Genomic DNA, 19,060 nt, shown 5'->3' on the forward strand with positions numbered 1-19,060 from the left:
CTACCGTTCAGCCATCGCCAGTCGGGCCCCCAGGGCGGCAAAGGCCACGGCGAAGCTGCGCTGCAGGTGGTTGAGAATACGGGGAGAGTTAATGACATAATCCCGAACCGTTCCGGCAAACAGACCATAGAGCAGGAACACACCCAGGGTGATGAGCATAAAGATGCCACTCAACAGGATCAGGTGAAGTACTGGCGAAACCGAACCGACCGGCACGAACTGCGGCAGAAAAGCGATAAAGAACATGGAGAGCTTGGGATTGAGAATATTGATCAGAAAACCCTTGACGGCAATCGCCCGCATACCCCGTTGGCAGCGCTTTTCCTCGATGTTCAGACGACCGGTGTCCCGCCACATGGTCCAAGCGACATAGAGCAGATAGGCCGCGCCCAGATACTTTAGCACCACAAACGCCTGCGCACTCAAATGGAGAATCGCCGACAATCCCAGAATGCTCACCAGCAGATGCGGGATGCTGCCAAAGGTGCAACCCACTGCGGCCGCAGTGCTGGCGCGTCGGCCAACAAACAGACCGGTAGAGATGGTGTAAATAACCCCGGTGCCCGGCAGCATGACGATAATCAGTGAAGTGATGAGAAATTCCGTTGTGAACATGGTGACTCCATCCGATTCGTGCTGAGTTCTGCATCTACCATCCTGAGTGTAACAGAGCTTATTGGATCGGCTTTTTGTGCCCAACCTTTTTGACTATGGCTTGTCCGTGGAAAACAGGCAAAAAAAAAGCCCCGCCATCCGGCGGGGCTTTTCAAGGATGCCAGGCATCCTGATCCCGTTTTACTGGGCGACGACGTTGGTCGCGCTGGGGCCTTTCTGACCCTGCTCGACGTCGAAGGAGACGGTCTGGCCTTCAGCCAGTGACTTGAAGCCACCGCCCTGAATGGCGCTGTGATGAACAAATACGTCCTTGGAGCCATCGGTCGGGGTAATGAATCCGAAGCCTTTTTCGTCGCTGAACCACTTAACTGTGCCTGTAGCCATGTTGCTAAACCTCTGTAAAAATTAATCGTTGATATGCAGACGCTTGCCAAGCGCTTACGGAAGAATCTGCCACGAACTGCGAGAGGATAACTGCCGAAAAACTACAAGTACACTGCAATGTAGCGCACTCTATTGAAAACTCAATAAAAAAACAAGCGACTTTTTCTATTATAGGACAACCGGGACCAATAATCGCCCTTGCGACGGAATTGGGCAGTCGGCGCCCGCAAGCATCATCCTTTAGTAGATCAGCGCTGACCGGGTGTGAGGCAGGGCATCCCCTGGAGCCGACTGACCTCAATCTTTCTCAGAATCGATCGATGCCATCAACTGGGCGTTATAGCGCGCACCCTTGACGGTCCGGTCATTGATCAGCCCATCCAGCCGCTCCACCACTGCTGGCTCCAGGCGGATATCCCCCGCGGCGGCATTCTCCCGCATGTACTCGATATGCTTGGTACCGGGAATCGGAACCAGCGTCCCATCCTCACGCGCCAGCACCCAGGCAATGGCAAGCTGGGCCATGCTGCAGCCCTGCTCCCGGGCAATCTCGCCAAAGGGTTCCAGCAACTGCTGATTGGCGGCGAAGTTTTCCGGCTCAAAACGTGGACGGGCCACATTGGTGCGAATATCCCCCTCTTCCAGATTGGTCACATCCCGGGCGCAACCGGTCAGAAAACCGCGGCCGAGCGGAGAAAAGGGGACAAAACTGACCCCCAACTCCCGGCAGGTCGCCAGCATCCGGCGTTCCGGGGTTCTGACCCAGAGAGAGTATTCCGACTGCACCGCGGTGATGGGGTGCACCGCATGGGCCCGGCACAGGGTCTCGCTGGAGACTTCGGAGAGTCCAAGGCTGCGCACCTTGCCCTCGGCCACCAGTTCCGCCAGTGCCCCGACGCTCTCCTCTACCGGCACCCTGGGGTCCAGTCGATGCAGATAATAGAGGTCGATCACGTCGGTCTGCAGCAGTTGCAGACTTTTTTCACAGGTCTGTTTGAGTATTTCCGGCCGGCCGTCCACACTGAGGTTACCGTCTTCGCCCCGGGCGATACCGCATTTGCTGGCCAGGACAAACTCGTCGCGCCGATGGCTGAGGGTACGACCGATCAGTGCTTCATTGTGTCCCATGCCGTACATAGCGGCCGTATCCAGGAAGGAATAGCCCGCATCCAGCGCCTCCTGCAGCAGCTGTTCAGAGGTAACATCGTCGGCTGCGCCGTAGCCCCAGGACATGCTCATGCAGCCAAGTCCGACGGCTGAGACCGTGAAAGGCCCCAGTTTTCTTGTGTGCATATTGTCGCCTCCCTGTAGGCATCGTGCTGCTAATATCCGGGACTATACCAGATAGCTCCGGTAGCAAGATCAGGTCGCCTGAACGATAAATAAACTAACTGATTGTCAATCTGACCGGGCTGTATATGGAAAAAGCATGGAAGCGAAAGATGGGTCGTGGCAACTGCCTCAACAGGGCGGCCGGCCTGCATCGACACCTCGGCGATGCCCCGGTTACCGGTTGAATCAGATTACCGGCTGGTAACGGGAAAGCAGTTTCAACGCCCCCGGCCGTCCGATACAAAAACCCTGGGCATAATCCACTTCCAGCCTGCGCAGCGCGTTCAATATCGCCTCGGTATGGACAAATTCGGCCACTACCAGTTTGCCCATGTGATGGGCAACCTCGGTGATCGATTTCACCATGGCATAGCTCACCTCATCCTCGTGAATATCCTTGACGAAGATACCGTCAATCTTCACCACATCCACCGGAAACTCCTTGAGATAGGAGTAGGACGCATAGCCGGTACCGAAATCATCCAGAAAGAATTGACATCCCAGTGCCCTGATCTCCTGCATCAGCGCCCTCACCTGCCCCATCTGGCTGACCATGGCCGTCTCGGTAATCTCGAAAGCCAGTTTTTCGGGAGGGATGGAGGAATGCTGTACCTGTTCCTTCAGGAACGGGATAAAGCTCTCATCCGCCATGGACTGTCCGGAGAGATTGATACTGAAGCCGCCCAGCTCGGTGGCGCTGCCTCTGGCCAGTTCGCTGTTGGCCCAGTTGAAAAAGCGCTGTACCACCCAGCGGTCAACCGCCTGCATCCGTTCATAGCGTTCCGCAGCCTCGATAAACTGATCCGGACTGGCCGGTTGATTCTGTTCATCCATCCGCCGCAGCAGCACTTCATGGTGGTCCGACAGGCCATCGCCGACAAACACCGGCTGGATCAACTGCGCGAACAGCTCCAGTTGATCATTTTCCAGCGCCTTCTCTATCAGGGGGACCGACTGCACCAGAAGCTTTTTCTGCGCATACACCTCGCCCTCATGCTGATAGCAGCGGCAGCGGTTCCTGCCTTCGTGCTTGGCTTCCTCACAAGCCGACTGGGCGGCCTGGCCCAGCTCATCGGCCGGCCCGCTGTCACTATTGATCTCGGCCAGACCGACACTGACCGTGACCGAAATCCGCTCGCCACTCCACTGAAAATGGTAATGCTGAATCGTCTTGCGCAGGTTTTCCGCGAAGCTGAACCCCTCATCCAGACGACACTGTTTCAGAAGGACACTGAACTCGTTGTCACCGGTACGGGAAAGCGTGCTGTCCCCACTCAGGAAGTTTTGACAGATACCCGCAAGATTCGCCAGGAACTGATCACCGCCATCGGTACCACAGAGCTCGTTCACCAGGGTGAACTTGTCCACATCGAAACAGATCAGGGTGTGGCGGTTTTTTGTCTGACGGCTGTTTTTCAACAACCGCTCCAGTGCCCGCCTGAAGGCCCGGCGATTCATCAGGCCGGTGACAGGGTCCAGGTCGCTCTGTTCACGCAACTGATCAAAACTCTGCCTGAGCGCCCGCTCCACCGCCCGCTCCACCATTGGCAGCCCTGCATTCTCCACCAGCGAAAGCTGTCCCGACTGGAGTCGGCGCAGCAACTCCGGCGAGTTGCAATCCAGTGCCTTGACGCCAAAACTGTCAACAAACAGATAGCGTCCGTCGGACGCCTCATGCAACGCCAGGTTGAGCATGCGCACATGCCCCTGCAGCCGCTGCTCGGCAATCCAGTCACCTACCCGAATTTGCTCCAACTGACGCACCGATTGCGGATCCAACACTATCGTCTGGTCGGCTGTAGCATCGGTTTGGGCGGTAACCGGCAACAACTGATCAAAATAGTCGTCATCAATCTCAATACGACGTTCGTTGTACAGACTGTAACTTTCGCTGCCCTTTTCAAGGCACTCGCCAAACTGTGTTATCAGCGCATGGGATTGTTCACGATAGAGCGGATAGGCCTCAAAACCCTTGTTCAGCACCCGACTCACATCACGCCACTTTTCCGTCTTCAGATAGGCGTTTCGTGAACCCGGCTGCAAAGCCTGATTAAGCAGCATCAGGACACTCTTGTAGCTCTGCAGATGCTTGGCCCTTTTCTCCCCCTCGGTCGCGGTCTGGATCAATAGCCCGACCCACCCCAGGTGCAGCAACTGGTCCACCAGCACCGAGATTGACCCGGTCAACTCCTGTTGCAGAAACTCTCTGATCTGTTGGCTGATTGCCGCCGTTTTTTGCTCCTGGGCACAGGCCGTCAACACCTGTTCAAGATTGGCGCTGAAGGCCGACTTTTGCTCGGTCAAAAGCTCTGCCACCTTCCGCGATACGGCGTCCAGGTCGGCCTTTCCACCCGCCACCTCCAGCGACCCCAATACCGATTCCAGACGCTCGTTGACACCCCTGGAGATTGCAGAATCACCACTCGAGGGCGTGAACAGCGCCAGTTGGTCAAGGTCATTCAGCAACTGGTGTGCGGGATGAGATGCATCATTCAGAACGGCCGGATCATCAATCGCCGCCCGGGCCAGCGGTAGCTGTACCTGACGCAGAATCCGCCGCATGGTGCTGTTATGGCGCGGGTCCTGCTGCGCCATCCGCAGAAGCTGTTCCGTGGCATCTATAATCTGTCGGCTCTCAAGTGACAACTCCACCCCGCCACCCGCACCGGTATGACCACCCAGTGACTGTTCGACCCTATCCGCAAGGTTGCGCTGATCACCCTGGACCATGTCATCCAGGGCATGAGCGACCGCCGTTTTGCTGGAGACTCTGTGAGCAACCGTCGCCGATTCATCGGGTGCTTTTTTTCTGCCGATATAGGACGACAGTGTCTCGATCAGGGAGCGAGGTTTCGGTCGAGTCTGCCGGCCCGCTGATTCTTGCTCAGCCGCTTCCGGCAGCGCCGGTGACTGTGGATGCAGTTTTTCATTGCGCGTGAAACCGTGCTGTTCAAGCAATTGATAGATCTGGTGATAGAGCGGATCCAGTGTCGCCAGTATCTGTTCCGCAAATACCCGGTAGGCGGTACGCCTGGCAGGCACACTCAACTGCATTTCATCCTGCGCTTTTTTGAATGCCCAGAGCAGGCAATAGGGGGAGAGGGGATTGTTTTCATTATTGACCGGCGACTTGATCATATAAGCGATCGCCTGGGAAAGACTGAACAGGGTTTGCGACAACCGGCCCTCCAGGCGCCGGGCGGTAGCCACCACGGCGGCCCACTCGTCAAACTCGTCCTGATCCACCAACTCCAGACTCTGGTTGTCAGTCATTGGCAGATTCGTGCCGACATCCGCATATTCAAGCTGCTGCCAGTTGCCGGCAACCTCGGCGATGAAACGCTGCCGCAGCCCAGTCGCATCCGTCTCCATGGCCTGTCGCCCATGGCGCAGATCGGGCTGCTCCTGTTGCGACGCCTGGTCCTCCAGTTCCAGAAAAGTCTCCGTCAGAATTTTGATGAAACCGTCATAGCGGTTGATCAGGGCTTGCTGCAGCAGCGACTGGATCTGCCGCAGTATCCTGAATGAAGCAGGATCGGTTGAACGATGTCCTTCGGCCAGAGAGGTCCGCGACAGATAACCGAGTACCCGTTGATCCGGTCGCATGAAGACGGCACCGACACCCTGGTCCGAAGCGAATACGATACGCACCGGTATCCGGTGCTCCTCGGTACCCTGATCCGACCTCAACAGCACCTCGGCGTCCACCGCATGCGATGCATCGAGCCGGCCTTCACGTCTGACGGCACGCAGCAACTCGCTATCGATGGCGAGCGAGAGCCCACCCCGGGAAAAATTGTTAATCAGGCAGTCGGTGACTGCTGAGCCATGGAATATCAGCTGCGCGGGGTGGCTGGTTTTGAAGCGTGGATATTTACGTCGATCCTGAGTCAAAAGGCGCTCCATTGCAGGTTTTTTTTATTCCGGATCAGGGAGAAGCCGTGGCTAACTGTCCCGGTGATCTAAAACAAGCGGGATAGAAAAATTTGCTTGTCTAGCAGAATATCACAAAACCATGCCGGGTCACCCACCTGCAACCGGTGACCCGTTTACAGCCTGACATCTATATTTTTGTCACAGACGGGGTGTAGCGGAGCGGTGAAATTCACCCGAAGCGCGCTGTGTCCACCGATACGGCCACCGGGCCATCAGGCGACCCGCTTACGCACCGCGGCATTGGCTGACGGCTGACCACGCACCGGCAAATGCTGCATAGTAAAGCCCTGGGTAAAGGCCGCTCTGGTGATCAGGATGTATTTCATCCAGGCACCGGTCAGCAGCACGATGGCCCCGGCAACCGTTGCCACTACCGGCACAACCAGCGCAAGACCAAGCAGCAGCCCCGGCAGCAGATGGCCACCCCAGAAAAAACCTGTGTCGATGGCCGCCAGTCTTTTCTGGCTGGCGAGCGGCGCCTTCGCCTCGGCCAGTCCGTCGCGGTAGTGACGCCAGGCAAAGGCACGCAGAGCCAGCAGAATCAGCAGCGCACCCCAGGCCAGGGGCTGCGGTTGATCAAACAGCGGCAGCAGCAACACCAGCAGGCCGGCTCCTTCGGTGAGGCCGGTCACCACCACCAACAGTCCTGCCCGTGGATGACGCCAGGCGGGTATGCCCTTGTCGGCGCGCAGGATACGCGACTGACTGTAGAGAAACGCCCCCGCCAGCAAGGCGGTCGGCCAGAGCAACAACGGAGTGAATAACCAAGCGGCCAGACCAGAGAGAAACAGCAGCGGAGCAACCCAGGCCTCGCGTGACATCCAGGAGCTGGAGACGTGCTTGAGCACATTGAGCGCGCGCCAGGGGCGGCCAATCTCCAGCCAGACGCAGAACAGGCCGCCGGCCACCAAGGCCAGGCCGGTCACTAACAATGGGATGACATCATAGCCCAGCGGGCTCAATAGCGCGGCCCATAGGATCAAGCCGCTGCCGCTGCCACCCCCGACGAAATTACCGGCGGCGCGCCAGTCCCAGTTGCGTTGTACACGGGAGGAGATCGGATTCGTTGAGGTGATGCCGTTCATCATGCTTTATCCCATAGGTAGTAGACGCCGGGTCCGGTGCCCAGTTCTTCGTTCTGAAGGAAGCTTTTGGTCTCCTTGAGCAGCCGCGACAGGTTGCTGTCGGGATCGTCCAGATCACCAAACACCATTGCCCCGGAGATACAGGAGTTTACGCAGGCCGGGGTCACCTCATGATCCACACCCGGGATCTGGCCGGTCTCTGCTGCCAGATCGATACGCTCGATACAGAAGGTGCACTTGGTCGCCACATTGATACGTTCCGGATCAAACATCGCCTGTTCATTCGCCATCGGTTGGTCGCCATAGGCGAAGCGCGCCTCATGCACGATGGAACGCGCCTCATAGGGACAGGCCATGATGCAGTTGGCGCAGCCGATACAGAGATCGTACTTGATCTCCACCAGGCCATCCGCACGCTTGCGGGTGGCCGTGGTCGGGCACACCTCTTCGCAGGGTGGCTCATCGCAATGCATACAGGCGACCGGCATGAAGCTGCGCCGCACGTCGGGAAATTCACCGCTCTCCACGTCCAGCACCCGGCGCCATTGCACACCGGGTGGAGTGGCATTTTTCTGCTTGCAGGCTGCGGTACAGGTCTGGCAGCCGACACAGCGGCGCAGGTCCACGGCCATGGCATAACGGGTCATTGGACACCTCCGGCAACCTTGCTGATGCTGACGCGGACAATGTCGGCCCCGGAGCCGGTGGCGTCGGTCAGCTCCAGCGACATCGGGGCGATGGTGTTGAGACTGGGCATCTCCAGCCCCTTGGCATAGGGGGTGGCCCAGTGGTCGAACTGGCCGACGATCACCAGGGTATCGGGGCGTACCCCGGCCACCAGTTCGGCGCGTCCATAGGTGACACCGATATGAGAACGGATGGCGACCCGGTCGCCATCGGCGATACCCAGTTTCCCGGCACTGCGGTTGTTCATGATCACCCCGGTATGGCCACGCACGTTCTGTGACACCTCGCGCATCAGCTGGATGCTGACGTTGGCGCCGGTATGGTACTGCATGCTCTTGGTCGCCAGCAGCCAGAACGGGTAGTCGGCCGGATCGGCGCCTTCGTTGATCAGCGCCCGCTCCCAGCGGCCGGGAATATCGTGCCACTCCGGCAAGGCCGAGTACTCGGAGAGCTGGGCGTCCCACCAGGCGATCTGTTTCTCATGCAGCCGGTTGCCCAGCTCCTTGCCGATGCGCAGCAGGCGCTCCTGGTAGGGCATCTCGAAACGCAGGCCCTGGGCTCTCAAGGTCGGATAGAGATACCAACTCTTTTGCGATGTCTCTTTCAGGTAGAGGCCGTTCTGTCTGAACCACTCCAGGTCCTTCACATCCCGGCTGTCGCTGAGCTGGGCGCTGGCCGCCTTGCAGACCGCATCCCAGATCTGCTCCGGTGGATTGACCGTCTCCGTATCCAGGGAGAAGTCATAGCCGTCGCCCTTCAGCGGTGCCACCCCGCCGGCACCGCGATTGATTGCGCTGTTGTACTTCTCCAGCAGACCGGTGCGACACGCCAGTTCGGTGGATATCCAGGTGAAGTCCCTCGCCTCGCCCTGGGGCTCGACCACCTTTTGGCGCAGCAGCGCTCCCTGGTGTTTCCAGAACTGCTCCACAAATTTGGTACCACCCACCGGGATCAGCTGGGTCGCCTCCAGGTCGGTCGCCTCCGGCAACAGCAGGTCGGCCATCCAGTTGGTCTCGTCCACCGTGTAGGCAAAACAGACGGTGTAGGGGAACTGGGCGATCGAGTCATTCAGACTGCGGGTATCCCAAAACGAAATCGCCGGGTTGGAACGGAACACGAACCAGATATCCGGCAGGGTCGGCTGCGGCAGGTTGAAATTTTCCGGCTGTTCGCGCTGGAACATCCAGGCCAGCTGGGTCGGCCCCAGCGCCTGACTCCAGGCGGAGCTGCCGACAATCGGCACCAGGGTACGATGGGCATTGCGCCCGGTTGGCTCGGCCACCCAGTTGGCCTTGTCGGTGGGGTTCAGCTTCTGCGCCATGAAGCCATCCTCACCCGGTTTCACGCTCTGATGCCGATCCTCATGCGGACGATTCAGCCGGATGGTGGTGCCGAGCGTGCCGCCCGGCACCTCCAGCGCACCCACCAGCACCGCCATCAGGGTGCGCGCCCAGCAGCACTCGTAGGCACCCCAGCCATTGTTCACCGACTTGCCCAGGGTCACCGCCACCGGGCGGTAGGGTAAAGTGTCACCATCCACCTCGATGGTCTCGCCGACACAGGCATTGTCCAGATACTCCCCGGCGATACGACGGATGGTTTCGGCCGGGATATCACACACCTCGGCTGCCCACTCCGGGGTATAACCGGCGACATGCGCCACCAGTTTACTGAAGGCGGTGATGCCCTCCACATTCTGTAATTCACTGCGCTGATCATCGGCGTCGATGCTGATTGCCTGTGCAACCTTGAATTTACCCTCCAGCGCCGGCACGACGCCTGGTGTGTCGAACGCCACCGCCTGCTGCCCCTGCTCATCCCACACCAGGGGTTTGCCGGAATCGGCATCGCGCAGATAGAGTCCATCCGGCCCCACCAGGTAAGGTGATGAGGTGACATCACGCAGGAACGGCCGGTCCAACCGATCATTTGCATGCTCATGCAGCAGACAGTGGATCAGGGCGAACAGGAAGGCGGCGTCGGTCTTGGGCCGGATCGGCACCCACTCGGATGACGTGGACCCGGTGATGGACTGGTGCGGCTCCACCTGAATCCGCTTGTAGCCGCGCACCCGGGCATCGGCATGGCGGGCGACGGCGCAGGGACCGCCGGTGGCATCCACATTGCTGCCGATGGAGAGCACGAAGCGGGTATTCGGGGTATCCGCCGCGACGGTAAAGGCGCGATGCCAGAACTCCCCATAGAGATGCTCGGAGTGAACACATTTGACGCCCTGACCGGAACCGAAACTGAAGTCAATCGGTCCGCCCCAGGAGGCGAGAAAGGCCGGAAAGGTCCCCATGTAGTAAGCCGGCGTACCGCCATGACCGAAGGTAGCGGCTACCCGGGGCATTCCGGCCTGATCAACCAGGCCCCGCTCACGAATGCCATTGAGCTTGTCACTCAACAGCGTCAGCGCCTCATCCCAGGAGATCGGCTCAAACCCTGGATCCTCCTTCATCCCTTTTTTGGGATTGGTACGCTTCATCGGCTGCAGGATACGGTTGGGGTTGTAGGTCTTCTGCACCAGGCCATATGCCTTGACGCAGGGGCGGCCACGACCGGGGTGGGTCTGTTCTGCATCGAAGTTGGGCATCACCTGGGTAGCCACCCCGTCCACCACCTCAACCCGCATGGGATCGGGACCGGAGACGCAGTTATAACAGTAGGTCGGCACCGTTGTTTTTTCGGCGCTGTTTTGCTTTATCGGGTTATCCATTAAATGATCCGCTCGGGGTGGGAGTAGACACAGAGACTGGCATTGCGGGCGAAGCCGATCAGGGTGATCCCCTGCTCTTCCGCCAGACGGATAGCCATACCGGTAGGGCCGGAGACCGCGGCCACCACTGAGATACCGCAGGCGGCGGCCTTCTGGACGATTTCATAACTGGCCCGGCTGGTCATGATCAGCATGCCGTCACGCAGTGTGTGGCCACCCACCAGACAGTGGCCCACCAGTTTATCGAGGGCGTTATGGCGACCCACATCCTCACGCAGGGCAATAATATTGCCCTCCGGGTCGCACCAGGCGGCGGCATGCACCGAACCGGTCTTGTTGAACAGGTGCTGCTGGCTGTTGATGTGATCCAGCGCCAGCCGTAATGCCGTGCTACTGATCTGCTGGCCGTTCTGCAGGGGATCGAGGGTACAGGCCATCTGTGCCAGACTCTCCTTGCCACAGATTCCGCAACCGGTGCGCCCGGCCAGGGCGCGGCGTTGTGCTTTCAGCGCCCAGAAACGGGACTGGGCAATCTCCAGTTCAACCTGGATACCCTCGTCCAGCTCCGTCACCTCGATGTCATAGATTTCATGGGGTTGTTCGACAATACATTCGGTGAGGGTGAAGCCACGGGCAAAATCCTCCAGATGCTGCGGGCTGCACATCATCACCACATGGGAAAGGCCATTATAAACCAGTGCCACGGGGACCTCTTCGGCTACCCAATCATCGGAAACCGCCACCGCACCGGCATGCCACCGGTTGACCTGGTACTGCTTCATCGCATCGGCCATTACGGCCATTTTCTGCATCAGCACACCCGCCTCCTTCTGCCTATGTATGGGTTAAACCGAGATTCACCCAACTATAATAATGTTTATATTGATACATAATCTGACTATCTATTCAATATCTACGTATCGTTTTTTATGAGTATTTCCTGAATGAATCATTTTAGTTTCAAAAGATTCTATTAATATCAGTAAGTAACATTACTTAATGTTTTTATTGTTTTTTATGATTTTTTTAAATAATTAAAAAAAGCCATTAGTAAACAATGAAACTATTATCTAAAGACCGGTAAAATCTGATAAATGTCATTTTTAATATCGTAATGATACGTATATGTAATATTTAAATAGACTATTTCGCATAGATAAAAGACCGCTAACAAGCCGCCACTCCCCTTCCCCTCTCCCGCCTAACTATCCTGAAAAGCTGTATTCCCGCCCGCGCATTCCCAGCATTTATGGTTTTCAACAAATTGTTTGATATCCATTTGTTTTGTGTTAAATATACGCCCCAGCAACTGGATCGATACCACACGGCATTGCTCCAGCGATGAATCAGAGAGGCAGACAAGGGGTGCAACAGGCATGAAAAAACAGCTGATATCGCTCAGGGTGAACGGGCGCGACAGAGAGGATGCGGTGGCCGACAATATGCTATTGGTCGACTACCTGCGCGACCAATTGGGTCTGACCGGCACCAAGCAGGGCTGTGACGGCGGCGAGTGCGGCGCCTGCACGGTACTGGTGGATGGACGGCCCCGCCTCGCCTGCTGCACCCTGGTACAGAGTGTGGATGGTTGCAGCGTGGAGACTGTTGAATCCCTCAGCCATAACGGTCGTCTCAGCGCCCTGCAGCAGGCATTCCACGAAAAGCTCGGCACCCAGTGCGGCTTCTGCACGCCCGGCATGCTGATGGCTTCCGAGGCACTGCTGCGCCAGAATCCGGATCCGGACGTGGACGCCATCAAGGGTGCCCTGGCGGGCAATCTCTGCCGCTGTACCGGCTATGTAAAGATTATCGAATCGGTACAGAGTGCCGCGACCAACCGGGAGATCGCGCCATGAACGCACCGCTTCCCAGACTCACCAAGGGTCCGGTGGGGGTCCGCACCCCGCTGGTGGACGGTATCGACAAGGTCACTGGCAAGGCCCGATACACAGCCGATATCCCCCGGGTGGACGCCCTGGCCGGGCGTATTCTGCGCAGCCCAATCGCCCATGGACGCATCCTCTCCATCGACACATCCGCCGCCGAGGCACTTGAGGGTGTGATTGCCATCTGTACCGGGGATGACTGCAAGGTTCCCTTCGGCGTGCTGCCGATCGCCGAGAACGAATTCCCCCTGGCCCGGGACAAGGTACGCTATCGGGGCGAGCCGGTGGCCGCCGTGGCCGCCATCGACGAGGCCACCGCCGAACAGGCCATGGCCCTGATTAAGGTCGAATATGAACCACTGAAAGCCTACACCGAGGCGCGCAAGGCGATGGCCGAGGGCGCCGAGGTGATTCATGACGACAAACCGAACAACGTGCTGCGCAAGGTGCACCAGGAGTTCGGCGATGTGGACGCCGGTTTTGCCCGGGCCGACCTGATCCAGGAGCGCACCTACCGCTTCGCCGAGGTCAATCATGTGCATATCGAGCTGAACGCCACCCTGGCTGAATATGATCCGGAACGGGAGTGGTTGACCCTGAATACCACCACCCAGGTGCCCTACTACGTGCACCTCAAGGTGGCCCACTGCCTGGAAATGGACGAGTCCCGGGTGCGGGTTATCAAGCCGTTTCTCGGCGGCGGTTTCGGTGCCCGCACCGAGGCGCTGCATTTCGAGATTATCGCCGCCCTGCTGGCGCGCAAGGCGCGCGGCACAGTGCGCCTGACCCAGACACGGGAGGAGACTTTCATCGCCCATCGGGGTCGTCCCGATACCGAGATCAAGATCCGCATGGGCATGACCCGGGACGGACGCATCACCGCGGTACACAACGAGGTGATCCAGCGCGGCGGTGCCTATGCCGGTTACGGCATCATCACCATTCTCTACACCGGCGCCCTGATGCACGGCATCTACAACCTGCCGGCTATCCGCCACGACGGCTGGCGCGTCTACACCAACACCCCGCCCTGCGGCGCCATGCGCGGCCACGGCACGGTGGACCCGCGTGCCGCATTCGAGGCACTGATGAACGAGATGGCCGAACAACTGGCACTCGATCCTTTTCAGGTACGGCACGTCAACCTGCTGCAGGCCCCCTGCACCACCCTGTACGCCCAGAAGGTACTCAGCTACGGACTGCCCGAGTGTCTGGATAAGGTGTTGAAGGCCTCCGGGTGGGCCGAGCGGCGCGGCCAACTGCCGAAAGGACGCGGACTGGGCATGGCCTGTTCCCATTTCGTTTCCGGCACGTCTACACCGAAACACTGGACCGGGGAGCCTCACGCCACGGTCAACCTGAAACTCGATTTTGACGGCGGCATCACCATCCTCACCGGGGCCGCAGATATCGGCCAGGGCTCTAACACCATGGTCACCCAGGTGGTGGGCGAGGTACTGGGGGTGGAGATGGGACGGCTGCGGGTGATCTCTGCCGACAGTGCCCTGACCCCCAAGGATAACGGCAGCTACTCCTCCCGGGTCACCCTGATGGTCGGCAACGCCGCCAAGCACGCGGCGGAGCAACTGCGGGATATTCTGATCGAGGCCGCGGCCCGCAAACTGGAGGTGGCACCCAACCGGATCGAGTGCGGGCATGAGTGTTTCCGCATCAGCGGTGAAGCGGACAAGACACTGGACTTCGCCGAGACGGTGCGAGCCGCCATGGTGGACAGCGGCACCGTCACCGTCAAGGGCACCTTTACCTGTCCACCCGAATTCCAGGGTGACAAGCAGATTCGCGGCAGCGCCATCGGCGCCACCATGGGCTTCTGTTACGCCGCCCAGGTGGTGGAAGCCTCGGTGGACGAGGTCACTGGAAAAGTAACCGCCCACAAGGTATGGGTGGCAGTGGACGTGGGGCGCGCACTCAACCCGCTGGCGGTGGAAGGCCAGATCCAGGGCGGTGTCTGGATGGGTATGGGCCAGACCGTCTCGGAGGAGACCCGCTTCGACCGGGAACGCATGATCCACGGCAACCTGCTGGATTATCGGGTACCAACCATTGTCGAGAGTCCCGACATCGAGGTGCATATCGTCGAGAGCATCGATCCCAACGGACCCTTCGGCGCCAAGGAGGCCAGCGAGGGGATGCTGGCCGGTTTCCTGCCGGCCCTGATGGACGCGGTACATGACGCCACCGGACTGCGCCCCGACGCCCTGCCCCTTACACCAGAACGTATGAGTGACTGGCTGGAAGCCCAGGAGAACGCATCATGAGCCTGCTTAACGAATTCCGCTTTATCCGTCCCGAGACCACCGCACAAGCGGTCACCGCCCTGGCAGGCAGCACCGACACCCGAGTCCTGTGCGGCGGCACCGATCTGCTGCCCAACCTGCGCCGAGGGCTGGTCAGCCCGGGAGCGCTGGTTGACGTTTCGCGCCTCGAGTCCCTGCAACAGATCAGCTGGGAGGATGACCGACTGACGCTGGGTGCCGCCATCACCCTGGAGGAACTGGCCAACGAACCTCGACTTAATCGACACTTCCCGGCCCTGGTCAAGGCGATTCTCTCTGTGGCCGGTCCCAGTCATCGGGCTGCCGCCAGCCTGGGGGGCAACCTGTGCCAGGACACCCGCTGTATCTTCTATAACCAGAGTGACTGGTGGCGGCGCAGCAACGACTACTGCCTCAAGTACCGCGGCGAACTCTGCCATGTGATGCCGAAGGGGGATCGCTGCTACGCCACCTATCACGGTGATATCGCCCCGGTGCTGATGGCGCTCGGCGCGCAGATCGACATCATCGGTCCCGGCGGCAGCCGTCGACTGCCCCTGGACGGGCTTTACCAGGAGAACGGCAGCCATCACCTTAGCCTGGAGCCCGGAGAGCTGGTCAGCACCATCATCCTGCCACGGCATGTCCAGTGGCACAGCGGCTATGAGAAGGTACGGGTGCGGGATGCCATCGACTTCCCGTTGGCCGGTGTGGCCGCCGCGCTAAGGCGCGAAGGCGACACCCTGGCACAACTGAGACTGGTGGTGACCGGCACCAACTCCATTCCGATCCGGGTCGATCTGAGCCAGTTGGAGGGCGGGACCTGGAGCGACGAAGCGGCCGAGGAGATGGCCAAGGCGATCCGCAAGGCGGTCAATGTGTTGAAAACCACGGTGACCGGTCCCAAGTACCGTCGCCGGGTAGTGATGGCCATGGCAAAACGGCTGGTATCCCAGCTCTGGCAACAGGCCGCCTGAGGCAACAGTCATGCAACCACTGACCGCAACCACTCCCTGGGGTCCCGAACTTGAACAGCTGACCGAGTGGCTGGAGTGCGGGGAACGCACAGCCCTGGCCACGGTGGTCGCCACCTGGGGCTCCTCACCCCGGGCGGTGGGCAGCCACATGGTGATCCGCGCGGACCAGCAGTTTGCCGGCTCGGTCTCCGGTGGCTGTATTGAGGGTGAGGTGATCCGTGTCGGCTTGTCGGTGATCGATTCTGGCGAGCCCCGACTGCTGCGGTTCCAGGTCGCCAATGACCGGGCCTGGGAGATGGGTCTCTCCTGCGGCGGCCAGGTGGAGGTGCTGGTGGAGGCGGTTGATCAGGATCATCCCGTGATCCGGCAGATGCAGGAGCCCCCCCCCGCCGGGCCAGTCTGGCGGCTGCTCGCACTCGACACCGGGCGGCAGTGGTTGATCGAGGCAGACCTGCCGATAACTGGCGAGCCCATTCCAGCCTCAATAATTGAGCCGCTCAACGACGCCATGCAACAAGGTCATTCCCTGCGGTTGGATGATGACTACTTCCTGCAAGCCTACGCAACACCGGCCCGGCTGTTCATCGTCGGCGCAGTCCACACCGCCCAGCACCTGGCCGCCATGGCCGGACGCTGTGGACTGGCACCACTGGTAATTGATCCGCGCCGTGGCTTTGCCCGGGCTGACCGCTTTCCCGATACAGCGCTGGTGCGACAGTGGCCGGACCGGCTGTTCAAGGAACAGCCGCTCGGGGCCAACAGCGCTCTGGTGACCCTGAGCCACGACCCCAAGATCGATGACCCGGCGCTCTGCGCCGCTCTCGACAGCAAGGCGTTCTACATCGGCGCCCTGGGCAGTCGCAAGACCCACAGGGAACGACTGCAACGACTGACTGAGAAGGGTTATGGCGACCGGCTGCAACGCATCCACGGCCCCGTTGGGCTGCACCTGGGCGGCCGCGCCCCTGCCGAGATCGCCATCGCCATCCTCGCCCAACTGATCCAGGCCCGTTACCGGAGGGAACAAAATGCAGCGGCTTGAACTGTCCACCCGGCAAGCACTGGGCCACTATCTGGCCCACACCTTGCGCACCCCCAGCGGCGTCATCGGCAAGGGGCGAGCACTGCAACAGCGGGATATCGACCGCCTGCAGCGTGCCGGTATCGAGCGGCTGCAGGTAATCCGCCTGGACAACGCTGATCTGCACGAGGACGCCGCCGCCACACAACTGGCAACCCGGCTTTTGGGAAGCGGGCTGGCACTGGCCCGGGCCGAGGCCGGACGCTGCAACCTGATTGCCACCCACCGGGGTCTGCTACAGCTGAATGAGGTACAGATTCACGCCCTCAATGAGCTGCACGAGTCTATCACCCTGGCCACCCTGCCACCCTGGTCCATGGTGGAGCGGGGCCAGGTGGTGGCAAGTCTCAAAATCATCCCCTTCGCCATCCCACGGGATCTCATCGGGCAATGGCTGGGACAGCTCGCCCCACGGGCAACACCCATCAGGATGCGCCGACTCAAAGCCCTGCCGGTGGCCCTGCTACGCAGCTACAGCGGGGATAGCGCGCCGGAGCGGGGTGATCGTTTCGAACAACTTACCGCCCGTCGCCTCGCCTACTACGGCTGTGTGATGAGCGAGGTGCGCCACTGCACACATGACGCGGAGGCCATGGCCCAACAGCTGGCCGAGATGAAATCCCGCTGCCGGCTGATTCTGGTGGCCGGCAGTTCCGTCACTATGGATCGACAGGATGTGGTGCCGACGGCACTTGACCAGGCGGGCGGCGAGACCCTTCACTTTGGCCTGCCGGCGGAGCCGGGCAACATGCTGCTGTATGGCACCCTGGATGATACCCGACTGATCAGCCTGCCCGGCTGCGCCAAATCGGCGGCACTGAATGGACTGGACCTGCTGCTGCCACGACTGGCCGCCGGCCTCCCGCTAGAGCGTAGCGACCTGACCCGGCTCGGCGTCGGCGGCCTGCTGCGCAACCAGCAGCGGGAGTTCAGCCAGCAGAGCCTGCGACCGGTCGCCAAAACGGCGGCAGTGGGAGCGACCACCAGCACTGCACCAGTCACCGCACTGGTGCTGGCGGCCGGCAGTTCGCGACGAATGGGATGCAACAAGCTGCTGCTGCCGCTGGATGGACGCCCGATGATCCAGCACACCCTGGACGCCCTGCAAGGCAGTGGCGTGGTCGGGATCACTTTGGTGAGCGGCCACCAGTCGCTGCTGCTGCGGAATACCTTGCACAACCACCCGTTGTCAGAACAGCTTCACATTATCAACAATCCCGGCCATGCCAGTGGGCTGGCCAGTTCGCTGCGCCACGGCCTGACCCATTTGCCGCCCGGCCACGGCGGACTGCTACTGATGCTCGGCGACATGCCCCTGCTCACTCCGGCACTGATCGATAAACTGCTGACCCGCTTCCACGAACTGGATGGCGAGAAGATCGTCATCCCCTGCTACCGGGGCAAGCGGGGCCATCCGCGGATCTGGCCTGCCGCGCTGGTGCCCATGATGGCACTGGCCAGCGGTGATCGCGGCGCCGATTTTCTGATCCGCCAGAACCCCGCCTGGGTGGAAGAGCTGGAGCTGGACGACCCGGCGGTAATCCGCGACTTCGACACACCGGAGGCACTCTCCCAATGGCAACCGTAACGGCACAACCGGCCCAGGCCGACTTCTACAACAGCCGCATCAAGGCACTGGCGGCAACGGCCAGGCAAACGGGCCTGCCAGACAGGGACTCGCTGTTGGACGGGGTTGAACGGCGCCGCGCCAGCATTGACAACCCGCTTTGCGGCGACCAGATCGAGGTTGATATCTGGAGCCGGAACGGTCGCATCATCGAGCTCGGTTTTGATATCCGCGGCTGCCTGCTGGCCGAGGCCTCCACCGCTGTAATGCGGCAACTGGCCATCGGCCAGACCTATGCCGAACTGGATCAGCGCATTGAACAGCTGGAGGCGTTCCTGGACGGCGAACAACCGCTCCCCCCCGCCTGGGCAACTGCGCTCGACTGTTTCACCCCGGTGCAGGCCCACCCGGGCCGTCACGACTGTCTGCTATTACCGTTTCTGGCGATACAGATGGCACGCGCAGCACAGACATGAGTTGCGACAGGTCATATCACCCTCATTCAATACTGTCGC

14 protein-coding genes are annotated in these 19,060 nt (G+C 60.2%); 6 read left to right on the plus strand and 8 right to left on the minus strand.

All coding sequences use genetic code 11. The annotated features are described in order from the left end of the window. The 8 genes from A3GO_RS0111455 to fdhD form a co-directional block, all read right to left on the minus strand. Positions 1–615: a LysE family translocator gene (locus A3GO_RS0111455; protein WP_029133518.1), complete on the minus strand. Its 615-nt coding sequence runs from the start codon at positions 613–615 to the stop codon at positions 1–3. Between the two features lie 180 nt (positions 616–795). Beyond that, positions 796–999, minus strand: a complete 204-nt coding sequence (cspE, locus tag A3GO_RS0111460) for a transcription antiterminator/RNA stability regulator CspE (RefSeq protein ID WP_029133519.1) — start codon at positions 997–999, stop codon at positions 796–798. A 297-nt stretch (positions 1,000–1,296) separates the two neighbouring features. Then, the gene (locus A3GO_RS0111465) at positions 1,297–2,292 is read right to left on the minus strand and encodes an aldo/keto reductase (RefSeq protein WP_029133520.1); all 996 of its coding nucleotides are present in this window, start codon (positions 2,290–2,292) and stop codon (positions 1,297–1,299) included. A 225-nt stretch (positions 2,293–2,517) separates the two neighbouring features. Further along, positions 2,518–6,225 (minus strand): DUF1631 family protein, encoded by a 3,708-nt coding sequence (locus tag A3GO_RS25365; protein ID WP_169720400.1) that lies wholly within the window; start codon positions 6,223–6,225, stop codon positions 2,518–2,520. Positions 6,226–6,479: 254 nt separating this feature from the next. Continuing rightward, complete coding sequence (locus A3GO_RS0111475) at positions 6,480–7,355, minus strand: DmsC/YnfH family molybdoenzyme membrane anchor subunit (RefSeq protein ID WP_051302224.1); 876 nt, start codon at positions 7,353–7,355, stop codon at positions 6,480–6,482. Beyond that, positions 7,352–7,999 (minus strand): 4Fe-4S dicluster domain-containing protein, encoded by a 648-nt coding sequence (locus tag A3GO_RS0111480; protein WP_029133522.1) that lies wholly within the window; start codon positions 7,997–7,999, stop codon positions 7,352–7,354. The genes A3GO_RS0111475 and A3GO_RS0111480 overlap by 4 nt, the downstream gene beginning before the upstream one ends. Further along, positions 7,996–10,758, minus strand: a complete 2,763-nt coding sequence (locus tag A3GO_RS0111485) for a molybdopterin-dependent oxidoreductase (RefSeq protein WP_029133523.1) — start codon at positions 10,756–10,758, stop codon at positions 7,996–7,998. The genes A3GO_RS0111480 and A3GO_RS0111485 overlap by 4 nt, the downstream gene beginning before the upstream one ends. Further along, positions 10,758–11,570 carry a formate dehydrogenase accessory sulfurtransferase FdhD gene (gene fdhD / locus A3GO_RS0111490; protein WP_245621728.1) on the minus strand — a complete coding sequence of 271 codons (813 nt, stop codon included), beginning with the start codon at positions 11,568–11,570 and terminating at the stop codon, positions 10,758–10,760. Before fdhD ends, A3GO_RS0111485 begins: the two co-directional genes overlap by 1 nt. Positions 11,571–12,134: 564 nt before the next feature. Here fdhD and hcrC point away from each other — a divergent pair. Genes hcrC through A3GO_RS23675 form a run of 6 tightly spaced genes read left to right on the plus strand, consistent with a single transcriptional unit; the run spans position 12,135 to position 19,021 of the window. After that, on the plus strand, positions 12,135–12,614 hold the full coding sequence (hcrC, locus tag A3GO_RS0111495; protein WP_029133525.1) for a 4-hydroxybenzoyl-CoA reductase subunit gamma: 480 nt from the start codon (positions 12,135–12,137) through the stop codon (positions 12,612–12,614). After that, the gene (hcrA, locus tag A3GO_RS0111500; protein WP_029133526.1) at positions 12,611–14,923 is read left to right on the plus strand and encodes a 4-hydroxybenzoyl-CoA reductase subunit alpha; all 2,313 of its coding nucleotides are present in this window, start codon (positions 12,611–12,613) and stop codon (positions 14,921–14,923) included. Before hcrC ends, hcrA begins: the two co-directional genes overlap by 4 nt. Then, positions 14,920–15,897 carry a 4-hydroxybenzoyl-CoA reductase subunit beta gene (gene hcrB, locus A3GO_RS0111505; protein WP_029133527.1) on the plus strand — a complete coding sequence of 326 codons (978 nt, stop codon included), beginning with the start codon at positions 14,920–14,922 and terminating at the stop codon, positions 15,895–15,897. The genes hcrA and hcrB overlap by 4 nt, the downstream gene beginning before the upstream one ends. 10 nt (positions 15,898–15,907) lie before the next feature. Further along, positions 15,908–16,939 carry an XdhC family protein gene (locus A3GO_RS23670; RefSeq protein ID WP_051302226.1) on the plus strand — a complete coding sequence of 344 codons (1,032 nt, stop codon included), beginning with the start codon at positions 15,908–15,910 and terminating at the stop codon, positions 16,937–16,939. Continuing rightward, the gene (locus A3GO_RS0111515) at positions 16,926–18,566 is read left to right on the plus strand and encodes an NTP transferase domain-containing protein (protein ID WP_029133528.1); all 1,641 of its coding nucleotides are present in this window, start codon (positions 16,926–16,928) and stop codon (positions 18,564–18,566) included. Before A3GO_RS23670 ends, A3GO_RS0111515 begins: the two co-directional genes overlap by 14 nt. After that, entirely contained in the window at positions 18,554–19,021 is a 468-nt protein-coding gene (locus A3GO_RS23675) for an iron-sulfur cluster assembly scaffold protein (protein WP_051302228.1), read from the plus strand. The genes A3GO_RS0111515 and A3GO_RS23675 overlap by 13 nt, the downstream gene beginning before the upstream one ends. Positions 19,022–19,060: the final 39 nt, after the last annotated feature.

The sequence above is a fragment of the Sedimenticola selenatireducens DSM 17993 genome (genome assembly GCF_000428045.1).
GTDB classification, from domain to species: domain Bacteria; phylum Pseudomonadota; class Gammaproteobacteria; order Chromatiales; family Chromatiaceae; genus Sedimenticola; species Sedimenticola selenatireducens.

What these genes read in the sequence shown, in the direction of transcription:
- hcrB (WP_029133527.1), top strand. Translation starts at nt 14,920, where the DNA reads ATGAGCCTGCTTAACGAATTCCGCTTTATCCGTCCCGAGACCACCGCA.
- A3GO_RS0111455 (WP_029133518.1), bottom strand. Translation starts at nt 615, where the DNA reads ATGTTCACAACGGAATTTCTCATCACTTCACTGATTATCGTCATGCTG.
- hcrA (WP_029133526.1), top strand. Translation starts at nt 12,611, where the DNA reads ATGAACGCACCGCTTCCCAGACTCACCAAGGGTCCGGTGGGGGTCCGC.
- A3GO_RS0111465 (WP_029133520.1), bottom strand. Translation starts at nt 2,292, where the DNA reads ATGCACACAAGAAAACTGGGGCCTTTCACGGTCTCAGCCGTCGGACTT.
- A3GO_RS23675 (WP_051302228.1), top strand. Translation starts at nt 18,554, where the DNA reads ATGGCAACCGTAACGGCACAACCGGCCCAGGCCGACTTCTACAACAGC.
- A3GO_RS23670 (WP_051302226.1), top strand. Translation starts at nt 15,908, where the DNA reads ATGCAACCACTGACCGCAACCACTCCCTGGGGTCCCGAACTTGAACAG.
- A3GO_RS0111485 (WP_029133523.1), bottom strand. Translation starts at nt 10,758, where the DNA reads ATGGATAACCCGATAAAGCAAAACAGCGCCGAAAAAACAACGGTGCCG.
- cspE (WP_029133519.1), bottom strand. Translation starts at nt 999, where the DNA reads ATGGCTACAGGCACAGTTAAGTGGTTCAGCGACGAAAAAGGCTTCGGA.
- A3GO_RS0111480 (WP_029133522.1), bottom strand. Translation starts at nt 7,999, where the DNA reads ATGACCCGTTATGCCATGGCCGTGGACCTGCGCCGCTGTGTCGGCTGC.
- fdhD (WP_245621728.1), bottom strand. Translation starts at nt 11,570, where the DNA reads ATGCAGAAAATGGCCGTAATGGCCGATGCGATGAAGCAGTACCAGGTC.
- A3GO_RS0111475 (WP_051302224.1), bottom strand. Translation starts at nt 7,355, where the DNA reads ATGATGAACGGCATCACCTCAACGAATCCGATCTCCTCCCGTGTACAA.
- hcrC (WP_029133525.1), top strand. Translation starts at nt 12,135, where the DNA reads ATGAAAAAACAGCTGATATCGCTCAGGGTGAACGGGCGCGACAGAGAG.
- A3GO_RS0111515 (WP_029133528.1), top strand. Translation starts at nt 16,926, where the DNA reads ATGCAGCGGCTTGAACTGTCCACCCGGCAAGCACTGGGCCACTATCTG.